Raw genomic sequence first — 16,952 nt, 5'->3', positions numbered from 1 at the left:
GAGTCCACATGAAGCTCAATCACATCAACCTCGGCGTGACCGATGTGCCGGCCAGCGTGGCCCTGTTTCAGGACCACTTCGGCCTCAAACCGGCGGGCGACGGCATGCCCATGAACGACCGCATGGCCTTTCTGCGCGACGACGCGGGCTCGCTGATCTCGGTGTTCAAGGTCAAGGACGTCTCGTACCCCAAGGTGTTTCACATCGGGTTCATGCAGGACACGCCCCAGCAAGTGCGCGACATGCATAAGCAGCTCACGGACGCGGGCTTCAGCATTCCCGAGCCGCACGAGAACAACGGGCGACTGACGTTCTATTTCGATACGCCGGGCGGCTTCGTTCTGGAAGTCGAGTCGTTTTTCGGCTGAGCGGCAAGCCTCGCCCCCTCTGATTTTGGAGATCCCATGACCCAACCCTTCACCGATCAACTCGCCCAGGCGGGCGGCCCCGAGTGGCTGACCACCAAGCGCCGCGAAAGCCTTGACCTCTTCACCTCGCTGACCGTGCCCACCGAGGGCGTTGAGGCCTGGAAGTACACCCGCGTCGCGGTAGATTTCGATGCCCTGCGCCCCCACGCCAAGCGTGACGTGGTGCAGGACGTGTCGCAGCTGCCCGAAAGCGTGCAAAAGCGCCTGAGCAGCACCGATGCGGGCGCCTTCCTGGTGCTCGACGGCCCCGACGTGGTGTACCGCACCGAGCTGCCGGCCGAACTGAGCGCCAAGGGCGTGATCTTCACCGACCTCAAGACGGCGGTCGAGCAGCACGCCGATAAGGTGCAGAAGTACCTCTACAGCGTGGTTCCCGCCGAAGTGCCCGACGACACCACCATCGCCGCCCCCGGCACCACGCCCAGCAAGTCGCCCGATCCCAGCGAGGGCAAGTTCAGTGCCCTGGCGGCGGCGCTGTGGACCAACGGCGCGTTCGTGTATGTGCCGCGCGGCGTGGAAGTCGAGCTGCCTCTGGGCTCGTTCCGCGTGATGAGTGACGCCGGCACCTACACCGCGACCCGCACGCTGGTCGTGGCCGAGGAAAATGCCCAGGTCACGTTCATCGACGAGCAGGACAGCGAGGAGCTGCCCGGCACCTACGCGATCGGGGCCGTGGAGCTCGTGGTCGCGGACGGCGCGCGGCTGCGTTACGTCTCCATCCAGAACTGGGGCAAGGGCGTGACCCACATCCAGCGCCAGCGCGGCGACGTGGGGCGCGACGCCACCCTGAACTCCCTCGTGGTCACGATGGGCAGCACCCTCTCACGCACCGAGATGCAGAGCTACCTGCGCGGCCAGGGCGCCGACAGCGAAATGCTGGCGCTGTACTTCGCCAACGAGGACCAGCACTTCGACCACTACACGCTGCAGCACCACGCCGCGGGCCACGCCCACAGCGACCTGCTGTACAAGGGTGTGGGCGACGACCGGGCCGTGGGCGTGTTCAGCGGCATGATCAAGGTGGACCTGGGCGCCCAGAAGACCGACGCCTACCAGAAGCACCGCACCCTGATGCTGAGCAGCGAGGCCCGCAACTTCAGCGTGCCGCAGCTCGAGATCAATGCCAACGATGTGCGCTGCTCGCACGGCTCGACCACCGGCCCCGTCGACCAGCAGGCGCTGTTCTTCCTGCGGTCGCGCGGCATCCGCAAGGAACTGGCCGAGAAGATGCTCGTCACGGCCTTCCTGGAGGACGTGCTGACCCGCGTGCCCCTCAAGAGCGTCGTGACCTACATCGAGGGCATCATCGCCGAGAAGGTCGGCTCCGCCTAAACGCGTAACCAGGAAAGCGGCCGCCTAGATGCAGATACTCTGGGCGGCCGCTTTCCTGGTCAAAGTCAGATCGTGACTTCGCCCTCGTCGCCCTTGGCCCAGTAGTGGGCGCGCTCGGCCTCCACCACAATCATGGTCAGGCCGGGAGTATCGAGGCCCTTCTCGAACCACTGGTCGAGATCAGGGGTCCAGTGCTCGCCCATCTCGCCCCGGTCCTGGCTCAGCCGGGCCTGACCTTCGACGGCCAGCGAGAAGCCATCCTTGCCCTGAAAGGCCAGCGCGACCTTCGGCTCGCGGCGAATGTCGCCCACGGTGCGGGTATCTTCGTCCGTGAAGTAGTACGAGGTGCCGTCGTACTCGACCTCACCGTTGTTGCTCATCGGGCGGCCCGCGATGTAGCCGCCCTCGGTGATGGTCGAGAGCATGGCGATGTCGATGCCGCGCATGTGCTCGGCCAGGTCTTTGAGGGTCTTGCTGGGCATGGAATTCTCCTTGGGGTCGCCCTGTCCGTGGCAGGCGGGGCGCGTCACCGAGCATCCTAGACTGCCCTTTCCTGGCCGGCCTTGACCCGAAGTTGAGCTTCCCGCCATGTCGGCAGCACGGCACTGTCTGGCCGCCCCGAGCAGCGGCTTCCCGGCAGATAAGGACTATCCAGGTATTTCTCTGAGCCGACTCGGTTGTGCGGCCCCGGGCCGGCCCCTTCCCCTATGCTCCCGACATGCGACTGATCGTTCCAGCCGACTACTTTCAGCCTACCCGGCCCGACGCGCAGTACGCCGACGAGGCCGCTGCCTTCGCCGCGCTGGGCTGGAGCGTGTCCACGCTGGATGACGGCGGCCAGCTGCATCCGGTCCCCAACCCCGGCGACACGGCGCTGTACCGCGGGTGGATGCTGAACGCTGCCGGGTACAACGCACTGGAAGCGGCCGTGCAGGCGGCGGGCGGCGACCTCCTGACCTCGTCGGCCCAGTACCTCGGCGCGCACCACCTCCCCAACTGGGCACCCCTATTGGCCGACCTCACGCCCGAGACGGTGTGCTTCTCTGACCTGGAGACGGCCGAGGCCCGGCTGCGGGCCCTGGGTTGGGACCGGTTTTTTGTCAAGGACTATGTCAAGTCGCTCAAGACCGGCAGCGGCAGCCTGATCGAGCAGCCCAAGCAGATCGCGGCGCTGATGGACGAGATGGCGCATTTCCGGGGGCAGATCGAGGGAGGGCTGTGCGTGCGCCGCTTCGAGGCTTTCGTGCCCGACACCGAGCGGCGGTATTTCGTGGTGCGGGGCCAGCCCGCCTCAGCGGACAGCACTGCGGTGCCCGGCCCCGTACAGGCCTGCGCCGAACGGCTGGCCCTCCCCTTCTTCTCGGTAGATGTGGCCATGCGGGAGGACGGCACGCTGCGGGTCGTCGAGGTGGGGGACGGCCAGGTCTCCGACCTCGTGGGCTGGGACGTGGCCCGGTTCGTAGACCTGTGGGCCTAGGGGCCGCAGCTCAGTCCACTGCCTTCTGCGCCCACACGAGCGCCCCAGCGACGACGAACACAGGCCGGAGCTGGGTGCCGCGCGGCAGGTGTTCTAGGCGCGGCACCGGCAGAAGCCCTGGGTCACCTAGTACCTGACCCGACGCAACCAGCAAGACTGGGTGGACGAAGGAACGGTCAGAACGAAGGCGACGCGCCTTACCGTGCGGCCGGGGCATTGCCCATCACGGCCCTTGCCTAAAACAGGGTCTGGCTGTCCAGAATCACAATCCCAGGAAAACATGCCCAACAGAAAACCGGGGCCCCCCGCAGGGCGCCCCGGTCCGCTCACACCTGAGATCAGGCGTTGTTGGCTTCGTCGCTGGCTTCGGCCGTCTCGCGGTCGGCCTCGCTCGCGGCTTCGGTCTTGACGTCCTCGATGCTGGCGTCGCCTTCCAGAACGGCCTGGGCCGCTTCTTCGGAGATCTCGCCGGCGGCGACCAGACCCGCCACCTGGGCAGCCTGGGTTTCGGCTTCGAGCTGCTCGGTGGTCAGACGGGGGGGCAGCACGCTGATGACCACGGTGTCTTCGGCCACGGCCAGCTTGACGCCGTCGGGCAGCTTGATCTGGCCGGCGGTGACGTGGTCGCCGATGTTCAGGGCGGTCACGTCCACGGTCAGTTCCTGGGGAATGCGGCGCGGCCCCGGAGCAATGATGCTCAGGTTGTGCAGCACGGTGTCGAGCAGGCCGCCCTGGACTTCACCCTGGCTGCGGCCGGTGGTGTGCACAGGCACCGACACTTCGACGGGTTCACCGTAGGTGACCATGTAGAAGTCGACGTGGATGGGCAGGCGGCGGCGCTTGTCCATCTGGACCGTCTTGACGAGGGCCGGGAAGGTCTGGCCGCCTTCGACAGTGATGTCGAACAGGCCGGCCGTACCCTGGGTGCGGAAGGCGCGGTCGAAGACCTTGCGGTCCAGCGCGAAGGAAACGTTGTTTTCCTTGTTGTATGCGACGGCGGGGATCATGCCTTCTGCCAGCTTTTCGCGGCTGCTGCGGGGTTTGGCGTTCAGTTCCATGGTGCTTCTCCTTGAGAGGGTCTCTTCGCCGCCTCGCGCTCGGCCAGTTCCGGGTCAACAGAAGCGGGGGCGGGCGGGCAACCCTGACAGCATAGCAAAAGCCGCCCCAGGGGTGGAAGGGGCCAATGTGGAAGGCAAAGGCATGTCTCTGCTAGACTTGCGGGCGTTGCCGCGCGGCCCCTGGCCCGGCGCCGGTTCTGGCCCCCAGCGGACAGGACGCGGCGCCGGCCGAGGCGGCCCCGGACAGAAATGGAGGAGAAAGCGACATGATCAGCGTGACTGAACTGCGTAACGGCACGAAAGTGGAGATGGACGGCGGCCTGTGGGAGTGCCTGGAGTACTCGCACCTCAAGATGGGGCGCGGCGGCGCCAAGGTCGTGACCAAGTTCCGCAACATGGAATCGGGCAGCATCGTCGACCGCACCTTCAACAGCGGCGAAAAGCTCCAGGACATCTATGTCGAGGGCAAGAAGATGCAGTTCCTGTATAAGGACGGCGCCGACTTCGTGTTCATGGACCTCGACACCTACGACCAGGTGTACCTGGCCCCCAACTTGGTGGGCGACGCCGCCAAGTTCATGAAGGAAAACACCGAGGTCGAGGTCGCCATGTACGGCGAGAAGGCCCTGAGCATCAGCTTGCCCAACCAGGTGATTCTCAAGATCACGCAGACCGACCCCGGCGTGCGCGGCGACACGGTGTCGGGCGGCACCAAGCCCGCGACCCTGGAAACGGGCGCCGTCGTGCAGGTGCCTCTGTTCGTCGAGCAGGACACCGACGTGAAGGTGGACACCCGCACCGGCCAGTACCTCAGCCGCGCCTAAACGACGTGACCTGCTCGCCAGCCGCCTTCCCCCCACGGAAGGCGGCTGGCGTCTTCGCGTTAGACTCGGTTCAGCCAAACGCCCGTTAGGGAGCGTCCCCCGGACCTGCTCCCCCTTTTCCTGCCCCGTTCCCATTTTTCCGGAGGTTCCATGCATCCCGACGACCTGAAGAAGATCCTCGACGCCCTGAGCGCGGCCGACGTGCGTGAATTCGCCCTCAAAACCGGCAGCTTCGATCTCGCGCTCAAGCGTGGGCCGCAGTACGCTGCCGCGCCCGTGGCCACCCCGCAGATGCAGGCGCCGCAGGTCTACGCTGCCCCGGCCCCGGCGCCCCTGCCGGCCGCGCCGATGCCCCAGGCTTCGGCCGCCGACACCGCGCCTACGCCCGCTCCCCCTGCCCCCGCGGCCAGCGACGCTCCGGCGACGACCAGCCCCGAGGCGGCGGCCCCCGCCAGTGCCGGCACGCCGGTCAAGGCGCCCATCGTGGGCACCTTCTACGCGTCGAGCAGCCCCGACGCGCCCGCCTATGTCAAAGTCGGCGACAAGGTCGAGGCCGGACAGGTGCTGTGCATCATCGAGGCCATGAAGCTGATGAACGAGATCGAGGCCGAGACAGGCGGTGTGGTGCGCCAGATTCTGGTGAAGAACGCCGAGCCGGTCGAATACGGTCAGACCCTGTTCGTCATCGAGTAAGGCCCGGAGCGCACATGTTCAAGAAGATCCTGATTGCCAACCGGGGCGAAATCGCCCTGCGCGTGATCCGCACGGCGCGAGAGATGGGCGTCAAGACGGTCGTGGTGTACTCGACGGCCGACGAGAAGAGCCTGCCTGTCCTGCTCGCCGACGAGTCGGTATGCGTGGGCCCGCCTGCGAGTAACGCGTCGTACCTCAACATCCCCAACATCCTCTCGGCCGCGCTCATGACCGGCGCCGAGGCGATTCACCCCGGCTACGGCTTCATGGCCGAGAACCCCGACTTCGCGGAGATGTGCCGCGAGCACGGCATCGTCTTCATCGGCCCCACGCCCGAGAGCATGCGCGCCCTGGGCTCCAAGGCGGGCGGGCGTGAAATCGCCGCCATGAGCAACGTACCCACCGTGCCCGGTACCGGCATCCTGGAGGATACCGACGCCGCGCTGCTGGCCGCCAAGCAGATCGGCTATCCGGTGCTGCTCAAGGCCTCGGCCGGAGGCGGGGGGCGCGGACAGAAGGTCATCCGCACGCAGGACGAGCTGAAAAAGGGCTTCGCGCAGGCGCAGGAAGAGGCGCGGCTGTACTTCGGCGACCCGGACCTCATCATGGAAAAGTTCCTGGAGGAGTTCCGGCACGTCGAGGTGCAGGTCATGGGCGACGGCCAGGGCCACGTGGTGCACATCGGCGAGCGCGACTGCTCGATCCAGCGCCGCAACCAGAAGCTCATCGAGGAAGCGCCTTCACAGCTGCCCGAAACGCTGCGCCAGGAAATCCTGTCGGCAGGCGTCCGCCTCGCGCAGCATGTGAACTACGCCGGAGCCGGCACGCTGGAATTCATCGTCGACCGTGACGGCAACTTCTACTTCATGGAGATGAACACCCGGATTCAGGTCGAGCACTGCGTCTCCGAGATGATCTCGGGCCTGGATTTCGTGCGTCTACAGCTCCAGATCGCGGCCGGCGAGGGCCTGCCCCTCCAGCAGGAAGACGTCAAGCTGCACGGCCACGCCATTGAGTGCCGCCTGAACGCCGAGGACCCCGACAAGGACTTCCGCCCGGCGGCCGGCAAGATTGACGACGTGCATTTCGCAGGTGGCCCCGGCGTCCGGGTGGACTCGCACGTATACAGCGGCTACGTGATTCCGCCGCATTACGACAGCCTCATTGGTAAGCTGATCGTGCATCACGACACGCGCGACCAGGCGATTGCCCGCATGAAGCGCGCCCTGGAAGAAACGGTGATCCAGGGGCCGAAAACCACCATTCCGCTGTACGTGAAGATCATGGACAACCCGTTCTATAAGCGCGGCGCCGTCATGACCAACTTCCTGAAAGTGCGTCTGGAGATGTGAACGCAAAAGGGAAAGGCGGGCGACTTAGGGTAAGTCGCCCGCCTTTCTGCTGCCGTCCTCAGCTGAAGTCGAACAGGCCGCGGCCTTCCTTCTCGCGGTCCTCGGCGACCTTGCCCAGGATCAGGAAGGTGGGTGCCCAGTGACCCACGAAGATACCGTTGCGCTCGCTGTCGGAATCCTGGCTCTTGAAGAAGTTGGCGGCGCTCAGGATGATTGAACCGAAACCGAGGATATACAGGATGTTGGAGAGTTTCATGGGTGGACCTCCGGGGAATGAAGTGCGGTGGACGCTGGCCAGTGGCCCCGCGCCTCTTGTCCGGCAGCTTCCGGTAAAGCGCAGGACGCCAACCTAGTCGCCCTCACAATCTCTGCCCGACCTAAAGGTGCCCGCAAGACAAAGAAAAACGCCCCCACCAGGAGGGCGCTTTGTATAGGGGCGAGGCTTTAGAAGCGGAACTTCAGGCCGGCCGCGATGGTGCTGACGTTGGTGTTGCTGCCGTTGAAGAAGTAGTGCTGACGGGCTTCACCGAACAGGGCTACGCGGTCGAGAACGCGGTAGTCCACGCCCACCGACAGTTCGCCGAAAGTCGAGGCGTTCTGGAAGTTGTAGCCGCCGCCCACGCCCAGGATGCCGTCAATGCGGCCCGAGGTGCCACGGTAGGTCACGGCGCCGCTGACGCTGTTGCCGGGAGTGCTGCCGCTGACGCGGAGATCACCCGTGACGCGCACGCCGAAGCCGCCGATGATCTGGTCATTGCCGGCCGTGATGCGCACCATCGAACCGACGTTCTGCTGGAGGATGCCGTAGTAGGCCGCGCCCAGGTAGTTGCCGTAACGGAAGGGGGCCGCCGGGGGAATGTAGGGGTCGCCCTGCAACCCGCGCTCACCCTGGGGACCGGTAGCTCCGGCCGGGCCGGCCACGCCCTGGGGACCCTGCGCTCCGGTGGCGCCCGTCGCGCCAGCAGGACCGGTCGCTCCGGCCGGGCCAGCTTCGCCCTGGGGACCCTGGGGCCCGGCGACGCCCGCCTCGCCCGCGCCAGCGGCCGGGAGGTTGTTCAGGGCTTCTTGCAGCGCCTGCACCTGGGTCTGGAGAGCGGTGATGGCCTGGTTCTGGGCCGCCTGCTCGGCGCGCAGGGCTTCGAGGCCGGCCAGGGCTTCCTGCACGCCGCGCGTCAGGGTGGCGAGCTCGGCCGGGTCGAAGGTGGTCTGGTTGGCGGGCAGCTGCGCGAGCAGGCGGGCGAGCACCTGCGCGACTTCCTGACGGGTCGCGGCGCTGCACCAGTCGAACTGGCCGTCGGGGTAGCCGACGAACAGGCCGCGCTGGGTCACGAGGTCGATGGCGGCCTTGGCCCAGGTGCCGGGCGTGCAGACCACAGGAGCGGGGGCGGGCACGGCGACGGGCATAGGCATCGGCGCGGGGGCCGGGGCCACAGGAGCGGGCGCGGTAGTGACGGGCGTGACGGGCGCACCGGCGCCGCCGGCGAGGGCGCCGCCGCACAGCAGCAGGGTCAGGGTGGTCAGGGAGTGCAGACGCTTCATAGGAACCTCCGGGGAATAGGGGCCAGATGGAGAGGCACCCCCTGAAGGGAGCACCCGTACCTTCCGAGTGAATCCATTGTGGCAGGCCACTCATTGTGGCGCTGAGGATGAGGGCCATGAAAACTTCATAAACTGGCGGACATCTCGGCCCATGTTCCGGTGGCCCCGACGGGAGTGCGCGGCCTCCAGGACCTGACGGCGCGGGGTCCGGGACCGCCTCGAACCTCTACCCACGCTCTCCGGCGAACTGTTCTAGACTCGGTTCATGACGAACGAGAGTGTCCGGCTCACACGCCGGGTCACAGGCGACGGGCAGCAGGTCGCCACCCTGACCATCACTTCCAAGATGGGCGCGATGGGGCCAGGATTCTGGCAGGACGCCGCGCGCGCGCTTGGTGATCTGGAGGGTGTACGGGTCCTGACCGTGCGCGGCGAGGGCCTGTTCAGCGCCGGACTGGACGTGAAGGCCAGCGCCGCCGACCTGCTGCCCGCATTGGGTGACGAGGCCCGATTCGCGGCGATCGTGGCCGGGATGCACGCCGTCACCGAGGGGGTGGCCGCGCTGCCCATTCCGGTGATCGTGACCGCGCACGGCTGGTGTATCGGCGCGGGGCTGGAACTCGCCGCGGCAGCCGACCTGCGGCTGTGCAGCGCCGACGCCCGCTTCATGCTGCCCGAGGTCCGGCTGGGCATCACCGCCGACCTGGGGGGGCTCCAGCGCCTGCCGGGGCTGATCGGGCGGGGCCGCGCGGCGCACCTTGCGCTGACCGGACAGCCGGTGGACGCCGCCACCGCCGAACGCTGGGGCCTCGTGACCGAGGTGCTCCCCGACCCCGAAGCCCTGTTCGCGCGTGCCGACGCCCTGGCCGACGCGCTCGCCGCCCTGCCGGCCCACGCGCTGGAGGGCACCAAGCGCTCGCTGAACGCCGAGGGGCCGCATGCCGCGCGCCTGGCCGCCGACGTCGCCTGGAACGCCCGCCACATGACCGCCGAGGGGCTGCAAGCGGCCCTGCGTAGAGCCTGACCTTCCCTTCTTCCTCACCCCAGGAGTGCCCATGACCCAGCCCCACGACCCCGCAACGACCTTCCGCCCCGACCTGCTCGCCGGCAAGCACGCCCTGATCACGGGCGGCGGCAGCGGCATCAACCTCGGCGTCGCGCAGAGCTTCGCGGCGCACGGCTGCGCGGTCACGATTCTGGGCCGCAACCTCGAAAAAGCCCAGACGGCGGCGGCGGGCATCGTCGCGGCGGGGGGCCGGGCCATAGGCGTCTCGGCCGACGTGCGTGACTTTGCAGCCCTTCAGGCGGCGGCCGAGCAGGCCGTGGCGGCGCACGGTCCGCTGGATATCGTGCTGGCGGGCGCGGCGGGCAACTTTCCGGCTCCGGTCGATGGCATCAGCCCCAACGGCTTCAAGACGGTGGTGGACATCGATCTGTTGGGCACCTACAACACCATCAAGGCGGCGGCCCCGCACCTCAAGACGCCGGGCGGCAATGTCCTGAGCATCAGCGCCTACGGGGTGCCGGTGCCCCTACAGGCCCATGTAGTCGCGGCCAAGGCGGGCGTGGACGCCCTGACGCAGACGCTGGCCGTCGAGTGGGGCCTGCGCGGCGTGCGGGTCAACGCGATCATCCCCGGTCCTATTGACGGCACCGAGGGCATGGCGCGCCTGGCCCCCGACGAGAAGACGCGCGCTCAGTTCACCCGGACCGTGCCGCTGGGCCGTTTCGGGGTCCCGCAGGACATCGCCAACGCGGCCCTGTTCCTGGTGTCGGACGCCGCGAGCTACGTGACCGGCGTCATCCTGCCAGTGGACGGCGGTCAGAACATGCTCGGCGGCGCGCCGCAGTACGGCATGTACCTGGCGATGCAGGACCGCGCCGCGCGGGAGGCCGGCACGCCGCATCCCGCGGCGGCCGGGACGACCTCCTGAGCCTGCGCCCCTTGGGGACGGGCCTGGTTCTGGCGGGCCTGTTGGTCCTTTCGCCCGCCCCCGCCCAGACGGCGGCGCTGGCCCCGGCCGCCGACGTGGTATTGCCGCGTGAACCCGGCCCGGCGCCGGCGATGCGCGCGGCGCTGCGTGACCTGCCGCGCGGCGTGACGACCACCCTGCTCGTGCGCGACCTGGGCACGGGCGCGGTGCTGGCCGCGCAGTCGCCCGACCTCCCCCTCATTCCGGCGAGCACCACCAAGCTGGTCACGGGTGCCGTGACCCTCGTCTCGCGCCAGGGGGCACGCGGCTGGTGGAGCACCGAACTGACCGTGCCGGCGGTGCAGGAGGGGCAGCCCCGCGTAAACGCCCTGACCCTGCGCGGCAGCGGCGACCCCACCCTGAGCGTCTCGGACGGTGCCAACAGTCTGCGTGCCCTGGCCACCCAGGCCTACGCGCGCGGCGTCCGGCGTGTGGGCGAGGTGCGGCTCGACCCCGGCCGGGTGGACGCCGCGAGTTTCGCCGCGACCGAGTACGGCCTCCCCATGCCGGCCCTGCGCCTGCGCGAATGGAAAAGCCGCCCCCCCGGCAGCGTGACCGAGGCCAGGCGGCGTCTGGGCGCGGCCCTGATCGCCGAACTGCGCCGCGCCGGTGTCCAGGTGGACCAGGACGCCCTGGGAGTAGCCGTGCCCCGGCGTCCCTATCTCTCGCCCGGCCGGCCGGGTACCCAGACACAGGCCCAGGCGCCCGTTCCGGCCGCGCGCCGGCCCGAATCCGGGGTGGCGAGCGTACGCAGCGGGCCGGTCACGCCCTTTCTGAACAGCACCCTGCGGCCCAGCGACAATGCCCGCGCCGAGTCGCTGCTCGCGGCCCTGGCCGCCGCGCCGGGCGGCCAGGACGCGGGCAGCGGCGGTACCCTGGCCGGCGCCCTGAACCGCGAACGCGCGGCGCTGCGCCGTCTGGGCGTGGACCTGGGTGGCGTGGTACTGGCCGACGGCAGCGGCCTGAGCCGGGACGCCCGACTGACCTCCCGCGCCCTGGTGGACCTGCTCAAGGTGATGTACGACCTGCCCTACACCGCCTCGCCCACCACCGACTCCCCGGCCCAGGTCTACGCGAATCGGCGCAACCTGTTCGCCGAGGCTCTGCCACAGGCGGGCGTGGGCGGCGACAAGGAGGGACGCGGCGGCACCCTCGCCGCGCGGCTCGTCGGCAGCGGCCTGGACGTGCGGGCCAAGACCGGCACCCTGCCGGGAGTCAGTGCCCTGGCCGGTTACGTCACTGCGGACAGCGGCCGGACCCTGGCCTTCGCTGTCCTAATGAACGGTCCCGAGAGTACGCCCCTGCTGGAGCTGCGCGCCGTTCAGGACCGGCTGGTGCGGGCGCTGGCCGCCGTTTACTGACCTGGGGTCGCGGAGCCGTGCACCGCGCTGCGCGGCCCTGGGTGGCGGAAGGGACCGGTGTCCGCTCGCCGTCCCGACCGCCTACACTGCGGAGGTGACGAGTGAGAGCCGGAATATCCGCCGCGTGGTCGTGGCGACAAGCAATGCGGGCAAGGTCCGCGAGATCGAGGAGGCTCTGGGCGGCCTGGGCTGGGAGGTGCAGGGCCTAAGCGGCCTGCCGCTGCCCGAGGAGACTGGCAGCACCTACGCCGAGAACGCGGCCCTGAAAGCCTGCGCGGCGGCCATGATGACCGGCCTGCCCGCCCTAGCCGACGATTCGGGTCTGGAGGTCGCGGCCCTGGGCGGCGAGCCGGGGGTGTACTCGGCGCGGTTCGGGGGGCGCAGCAGCGACCTGGAGCGCAACCTCTACCTTCTCGAGAAGCTGCGCGGAACTCGGGACCGCCGGGCCAAGTTCGTGTCGGTGGTCGTGCTGGCCTACCCGGACGGCGACCTGGAGGAGTACCGCGGCGAGGTGGGCGGCACGCTGCTCGAAGGCCCGCGTGGGCAGGGCGGCTTCGGCTACGATCCCCTGTTCGTGCCCGACGGCGAGCGCCGCAGCATGGCCGAGCTGACCATCCCCGAAAAGCGCGCGGTCGGCCACCGGGGGCAGGCGCTGGCGGCCCTGCTTGCCGCCCACCGCCCTGGTGCCTGAGCCGGCGCCCAGTGAGCTGAGCAATCCTTTAGGCAGCCGGCGCCCGTCCCGGAGGTCCCCTTAGCCTGACCCCATGACAACTTTGCGCGGCATGTTGACCGGGATGGTGGGGGGCGCGGCGGGCACCCTGGCGATGGGGCAATACTGGACGAAGATCGCCCCACTTGTGCAGCCCGAAAGTGCCCTGCCCAAGAAGGGGCCTGACCAGCATTCGGTCGCCCCACTGGGCCAACTGCACCAGCCCAGCGAGAGCAGCACCGCCGCCCTGGGCCGCCTGGGGTACGAGGCCTTCAAGGGCAAACCGCCGCGTAGCGACCGCCTGAAAAACGAGCTCAGTGAGGGGGTCCACTGGGGTATGGGCGTCATGAGCGGCGCGGTGTTCGGGGCCATCGCCGGGCGGCAGACGGGCGCCCTGGCCGGTACGGGGCTGGGCGCCGCTTTTGGGGCGGGCCTGTGGGCCGTCATGGACGAGGGTATCGTGCCGCTGCTGGGACTTCAGGACGGCCCGAGTGCGGGCAACGCCAGGGGCCACCTCAACCGCCTGGGGGCACACCTGTTTTACGGCGCGGCCCTGGGGCTGAGCGTCTGGGCGCTGGGCCGTGCAGGCCGTGCATTGCCGGGCGGCGAATAGGACAGGCGGGAGAAGGGCCTCGTCTGCCCCGCTCCCGCCTGACGCGGTGGCTCAGCCCTGGGGGGCGTCCGCAGTGTGGGTCTGCACGTCCCGCTTGAGGCGCATCAGGATGGCGCCCATGCCCCGCAGACGCATCGGCGTGATGAGTTCCGAGAGGCCCATGTCCATGTAGAACTGGTCCGGCACATTCAGGATCGTCTCGGGCGACTCGCCGCTCAGGGCCTCGTTGAGGATGCCCGCGTAGCCGCGCACGGTCGGCGCCTCTTCGGGCACCTTGAAAAACATCTTCACGCCACCCGACTCGTCACGCTCGGTGACCAGAAAGAAGGGGCTGGTGCATTCGGGCACCGCCTGCATGAACTCGGGGTGCTCGGCGTACTTCTCGGGCAAAGCGGGCAGTTTCTTGCTGTATTCCAGCAGGGCCTGGAGCCGCAGCGATTTGGGAGCCGAGCGGAAGAGATTCACGATCCCTTGCAGCTTCTCGGGGAGGGGGGCTTCACCGGTCATACCTCTACTGTAACGTGGACGGCGCAGACGCTATGGTGAGCCTTGTCCAGTTGACTTCTTTGGTCAACTACTGGCAGCCGCGGAATAATCTTGCAGAAGCGGGGCCACGTGCCCCCACATGAGGGAGGAAAAACGATGGACTACGTGAAAGACGTGCTGGTAAACACCGATTGGGTGGCCGAGAACCTGGGCCGGCCCGGCCTGCGGCTGATCGAAGTGGACGAGGACATCCTGCTGTACGACACCGGACACATCCCCGGCGCCGTGAAGGTGGACTGGCAGCAGGATTTCTGGCACCCGGTCGAGCGCGACTTCATCGGCGCCGACGAGGTGGCCGCGCTGCTGGGCCGCCTGGGTATCTCCCCGGACGACCAAATCGTGCTGTACGGCGACAAGAGCAACTGGTGGGCCTCCTACGCCTACTGGTTCCTGAGCTACAGCGGCGTGAAAAACCCCCTCAAGCTTATGAACGGCGGGCGCCAGAAGTGGGTCGCCGAGGGCCGTGAGCTGACCACCGACGAGACCCCCGTGCAGGCGACCGAGTATCCCGCCCTGACCCGTGACGAGAGCCTGCGCGCCTACCGCGACGAGGTCCGCGCCCACCTGGAGAGCGTCAAGTCGGGCCGGGGCGCCCTCGTGGACGTGCGCAGCCCCGATGAATTCTCGGGCAAGGTCACGCACATGGCCAACTACCCGCAGGAAGGCGTGCTGCGCGGCGGCCACATCCCGGGCGCGCGCAGCATCCCCTGGGCCAAGGCCACGAACGAGGACGGCACATTCAAGTTGGCCGACGAACTCTCCGCGCTGTACGGCGGCGAGGGCGTGACCCCCGACAAGGACGTGATCGCCTACTGCCGCATCGCCGAACGCAGCAGCCACTCGTGGTTCGTGCTGCGCGAACTGCTGGGCTACCCCAACGTGCGCAACTACGACGGGTCGTGGACCGAGTGGGGCAACGCGGTAGGCATGCCCATCGAGAAGAGCTACCAGGAAATCTGAGTGCACGAAAGGGGGCAGAGGCGCGCTGGCCTCTGCCCCCTTTCGTGCACTTCTGCTGGCATATTCTCCCGGTCGCCGCTTCATCGGGCGGCCGGGTTGCCCCCGATCAGGGGGGAGAATACTGAAGCTGAGCCCAAAGTAAGAGTGGAGACAGGATTGCCGTCCTACGCTGCTCACAGCCCGAGCCGCGCGCAGTTGACTGGGAAGTCCACGTGCCGGGAACGCGCCCGCCACCGCCCTCAGCTCCTGAAGGCCCGCCTCCGTTTCTTTCCGCCGGTCGGGGACGCCCAGAACCCAGTGCCGCCCAAGGTGTACCCATGAAGTTCCTGATTCTTGTGCTGATTCTCGTGGCGATCGTCGCCTTTCTGGTTCTCAGGAAGCGTTCCGGCACGGCCGGTACGCCGCAGGAGAACGTGCCCCAGGTCCAGCCTCCCGGCACCCGGCACCTCGACGAGGAGACGGCCGCACGGCCCGAGATTGACGCGGCGGCGCTCTCGTCGGCGCGCGCCCGCGTGTCGCACGACATTCCCGACGAGGTGCTAGGCGACGTGCTGCTCGACGCCACGCCCCAGCAGGCCGCGCAGATGTTCGCCGCCGTTCCGGCCGACGTGATGGCCAGAGCCATCGGCCAGAACACGGCCCGCGCCGGCACTGTACAGGTGCAGGGTCAGGCCAGCGCCGGAGACATGGCGCAGCTGAGCAGCCTGAGCAGCGCCGTGGACGACCTCGACTTCTGGAGTCTGGGCGACGAGACGCCGGCCCAGCCCCCGAAGAAGTAACGCGCCCGCACCCCCTGGGGCCGCCGATCCTCTCCTCTGCGGGAGGCCGGCGGCCCCGCGTCGTCATGACAGGCAAGCGCGTCAGGCCGGGCTGCCACGCCGTACTGTTCCCCCCAAGGGGACGGGCGCGCCGCCCCGGCATCTTTCGCGTTATGGTGAGCCGTAAAACCATTTCTTCTGGGAGGAACTTTCATGGCGAACAAGCAACCCGTACGTGTGGCCGTCACCGGCGCGGCCGGTCAGATCGGCTACAGCCTGCTTTTCCGCATCGCCTCGGGCGACATGCTGGGCAAGGATCAACCGGTCATCCTGCAACTGCTCGAAATCACCCCGGCCCTCAAGGCGCTCGGCGGCGTGGTCATGGAACTGCGCGACTGCGCCTTCCCGCTGCTGGCGGACGTCGTGACCAGCGATGACCCGATGGTGGCCTTCAAGGACGCCGACTACGCCCTGCTCGTGGGAGCCATGCCCCGCAAGGCCGGCATGGAGCGCGGCGACCTGCTCGGCGCCAACGGCGGCATCTTCAAGCCCCAAGGCGAGGCCCTGAACGCTGTCGCCAGCCGTGACGTGAAGGTACTTGTGGTGGGCAACCCCGCCAACACCAACGCACTGATCGCCCAGCAGAACGCGCCCGACCTCGACCCCAAGCAGTTCACAGCGATGGTCCGTCTGGACCACAACCGCGCTGTGTCGCAGCTTGCCGAGAAGACCGGCCAGGCCGTGAGCGAGATCAAGAACATGACCATCTGGGGCAACCATTCCTCGACCCAGTACCCCGACCTCTCGCAGACGACCGTGGGCGGCAAGCCGGCCCTGGACCTCGTCGAGCGCGACTGGTACGAGCAGACCTACATCCCGACCGTCGCCAAGCGCGGCGCGGCGATCATCGAGGCGCGCGGCCTGAGCAGCGCGGCCTCGGCGGCGAGCGCGGCCATCGACCACATGCGCGACTGGGCGCTCGGTACCCGCGAAGGCGAGTGGGTCAGCATGGGTATTCCCTCCGACGGCAGCTACGGCATCCCCGAGGGCCTGATCTACGGTTTCCCGGTGCGTACCAGCGGCGGCAAGTACGAGATCGTGCAGGGCCTGGAGGTGTCCGACTTCAGCCGCGGCAAGATGGACGCCACCGCCCAGGAACTGAGCGAGGAGCGCGACGAGGTCCGCAAACTCGGTCTGGTGAAGTAACACCGCACTGTCGGGGCGGGGGCGTGGCTTGCGGGCCGCACCCCCGCCTACGTGTTGCTGCGGCGAGCTTCGCCGGTGCGCTTTTGCCGCCAGGGTTTTGCCAGTCCGGTTTCACCGCTACAG

19 protein-coding genes are annotated in these 16,952 nt (G+C 68.4%); 14 read left to right on the top strand and 5 right to left on the bottom strand.

The genetic code is table 11. From position 1 onward, the window contains the following. Window positions 1–8: 8 nt before the first annotated feature. Window positions 9–368: a VOC family protein gene (locus tag ASF71_RS04610; RefSeq protein ID WP_056295755.1), complete on the top strand. Its 360-nt coding sequence runs from the start codon at window positions 9–11 to the stop codon at window positions 366–368. Between the two features lie 36 nt (window positions 369–404). Continuing rightward, complete coding sequence (gene sufD / locus ASF71_RS04605) at window positions 405–1,760, top strand: Fe-S cluster assembly protein SufD (RefSeq protein ID WP_056295752.1); 1,356 nt, start codon at window positions 405–407, stop codon at window positions 1,758–1,760. Between the two features lie 65 nt (window positions 1,761–1,825). Here the strand turns inward: sufD and ASF71_RS04600 are convergent, their stop codons facing one another. After that, window positions 1,826–2,242: a pyridoxamine 5'-phosphate oxidase family protein gene (locus tag ASF71_RS04600; protein ID WP_056295748.1), complete on the bottom strand. Its 417-nt coding sequence runs from the start codon at window positions 2,240–2,242 to the stop codon at window positions 1,826–1,828. A 236-nt stretch (window positions 2,243–2,478) separates the two neighbouring features. Here ASF71_RS04600 and ASF71_RS04595 point away from each other — a divergent pair, with 236 nt between their 5' ends. Beyond that, on the top strand, window positions 2,479–3,237 hold the full coding sequence (locus tag ASF71_RS04595; RefSeq protein ID WP_056295854.1) for an ATP-grasp domain-containing protein: 759 nt from the start codon (window positions 2,479–2,481) through the stop codon (window positions 3,235–3,237). Window positions 3,238–3,575: 338 nt separating this feature from the next. Here ASF71_RS04595 and ASF71_RS04590 read toward each other — a convergent pair whose 3' ends face one another. Further along, the gene (locus tag ASF71_RS04590) at window positions 3,576–4,295 is read right to left on the bottom strand and encodes a 50S ribosomal protein L25/general stress protein Ctc (protein ID WP_056295744.1); all 720 of its coding nucleotides are present in this window, start codon (window positions 4,293–4,295) and stop codon (window positions 3,576–3,578) included. A 266-nt stretch (window positions 4,296–4,561) separates the two neighbouring features. On the opposite strand from ASF71_RS04590, the gene efp reads away from it, so the two are divergent. The 3 genes from efp (at window position 4,562) to accC (ending at window position 7,164) form a co-directional block, all read left to right on the top strand. Then, window positions 4,562–5,119 (top strand): elongation factor P, encoded by a 558-nt coding sequence (gene efp / locus ASF71_RS04585; protein ID WP_056295740.1) that lies wholly within the window; start codon window positions 4,562–4,564, stop codon window positions 5,117–5,119. Window positions 5,120–5,269: 150 nt separating this feature from the next. Then, window positions 5,270–5,812 (top strand): acetyl-CoA carboxylase biotin carboxyl carrier protein, encoded by a 543-nt coding sequence (gene accB, locus ASF71_RS04580; protein ID WP_056295738.1) that lies wholly within the window; start codon window positions 5,270–5,272, stop codon window positions 5,810–5,812. A 14-nt stretch (window positions 5,813–5,826) separates the two neighbouring features. Then, the gene (accC, locus tag ASF71_RS04575) at window positions 5,827–7,164 is read left to right on the top strand and encodes an acetyl-CoA carboxylase biotin carboxylase subunit (protein ID WP_056295736.1); all 1,338 of its coding nucleotides are present in this window, start codon (window positions 5,827–5,829) and stop codon (window positions 7,162–7,164) included. Window positions 7,165–7,222: 58 nt separating this feature from the next. On the opposite strand, the gene ASF71_RS04570 is transcribed toward accC, so the two are convergent. Continuing rightward, window positions 7,223–7,420, bottom strand: a complete 198-nt coding sequence (locus ASF71_RS04570; RefSeq protein WP_056295733.1) for a hypothetical protein — start codon at window positions 7,418–7,420, stop codon at window positions 7,223–7,225. A gap of 188 nt (window positions 7,421–7,608) precedes the next feature. Continuing rightward, complete coding sequence (locus ASF71_RS24475) at window positions 7,609–8,703, bottom strand: collagen-like protein (RefSeq protein WP_235514130.1); 1,095 nt, start codon at window positions 8,701–8,703, stop codon at window positions 7,609–7,611. A gap of 265 nt (window positions 8,704–8,968) precedes the next feature. Between ASF71_RS24475 and ASF71_RS04560 the strand changes: the two genes are divergently transcribed. From ASF71_RS04560 to ASF71_RS04540, 5 genes are all read left to right on the top strand, one after another. After that, window positions 8,969–9,727 carry an enoyl-CoA hydratase-related protein gene (locus tag ASF71_RS04560; RefSeq protein WP_056295729.1) on the top strand — a complete coding sequence of 253 codons (759 nt, stop codon included), beginning with the start codon at window positions 8,969–8,971 and terminating at the stop codon, window positions 9,725–9,727. 31 nt (window positions 9,728–9,758) lie between these two features. After that, a complete protein-coding gene (locus tag ASF71_RS04555; RefSeq protein ID WP_056295726.1) occupies window positions 9,759–10,637 on the top strand; it encodes an SDR family oxidoreductase in 879 nt (292 codons plus the stop codon). A gap of 11 nt (window positions 10,638–10,648) precedes the next feature. Next, the gene (locus ASF71_RS04550) at window positions 10,649–12,037 is read left to right on the top strand and encodes a D-alanyl-D-alanine carboxypeptidase (RefSeq protein WP_235514129.1); all 1,389 of its coding nucleotides are present in this window, start codon (window positions 10,649–10,651) and stop codon (window positions 12,035–12,037) included. Window positions 12,038–12,131: 94 nt separating this feature from the next. Next, the gene (gene rdgB / locus ASF71_RS04545) at window positions 12,132–12,728 is read left to right on the top strand and encodes an RdgB/HAM1 family non-canonical purine NTP pyrophosphatase (RefSeq protein ID WP_156372613.1); all 597 of its coding nucleotides are present in this window, start codon (window positions 12,132–12,134) and stop codon (window positions 12,726–12,728) included. Between the two features lie 73 nt (window positions 12,729–12,801). Then, window positions 12,802–13,359, top strand: a complete 558-nt coding sequence (locus ASF71_RS04540) for a hypothetical protein (protein ID WP_082505526.1) — start codon at window positions 12,802–12,804, stop codon at window positions 13,357–13,359. A 51-nt stretch (window positions 13,360–13,410) separates the two neighbouring features. On the opposite strand, the gene ASF71_RS04535 is transcribed toward ASF71_RS04540, so the two are convergent. Next, window positions 13,411–13,866, bottom strand: coding sequence for a SufE family protein (locus ASF71_RS04535; RefSeq protein WP_056295712.1), 456 nt, complete (start codon window positions 13,864–13,866; stop codon window positions 13,411–13,413). A gap of 135 nt (window positions 13,867–14,001) precedes the next feature. On the opposite strand from ASF71_RS04535, the gene ASF71_RS04530 reads away from it, so the two are divergent. The 3 genes from ASF71_RS04530 (at window position 14,002) to ASF71_RS04520 (ending at window position 16,829) form a co-directional block, all read left to right on the top strand. Then, on the top strand, window positions 14,002–14,865 hold the full coding sequence (locus ASF71_RS04530; RefSeq protein WP_056295709.1) for a sulfurtransferase: 864 nt from the start codon (window positions 14,002–14,004) through the stop codon (window positions 14,863–14,865). Window positions 14,866–15,182: 317 nt separating this feature from the next. Then, on the top strand, window positions 15,183–15,644 hold the full coding sequence (locus ASF71_RS24890; RefSeq protein WP_235514128.1) for a hypothetical protein: 462 nt from the start codon (window positions 15,183–15,185) through the stop codon (window positions 15,642–15,644). 192 nt (window positions 15,645–15,836) lie between these two features. Continuing rightward, window positions 15,837–16,829 (top strand): malate dehydrogenase, encoded by a 993-nt coding sequence (locus tag ASF71_RS04520; RefSeq protein ID WP_056295705.1) that lies wholly within the window; start codon window positions 15,837–15,839, stop codon window positions 16,827–16,829. The last annotated feature ends 123 nt before the right edge of the window (window positions 16,830–16,952 follow it).

This window comes from Deinococcus sp. Leaf326 (assembly GCF_001424185.1).
Taxonomy (GTDB): Bacteria; Deinococcota; Deinococci; order Deinococcales; family Deinococcaceae; genus Deinococcus.
The sequence above is the reverse complement of the archived record's forward strand: the minus strand, read 5'-3'. Positions and strand labels throughout refer to the sequence as shown.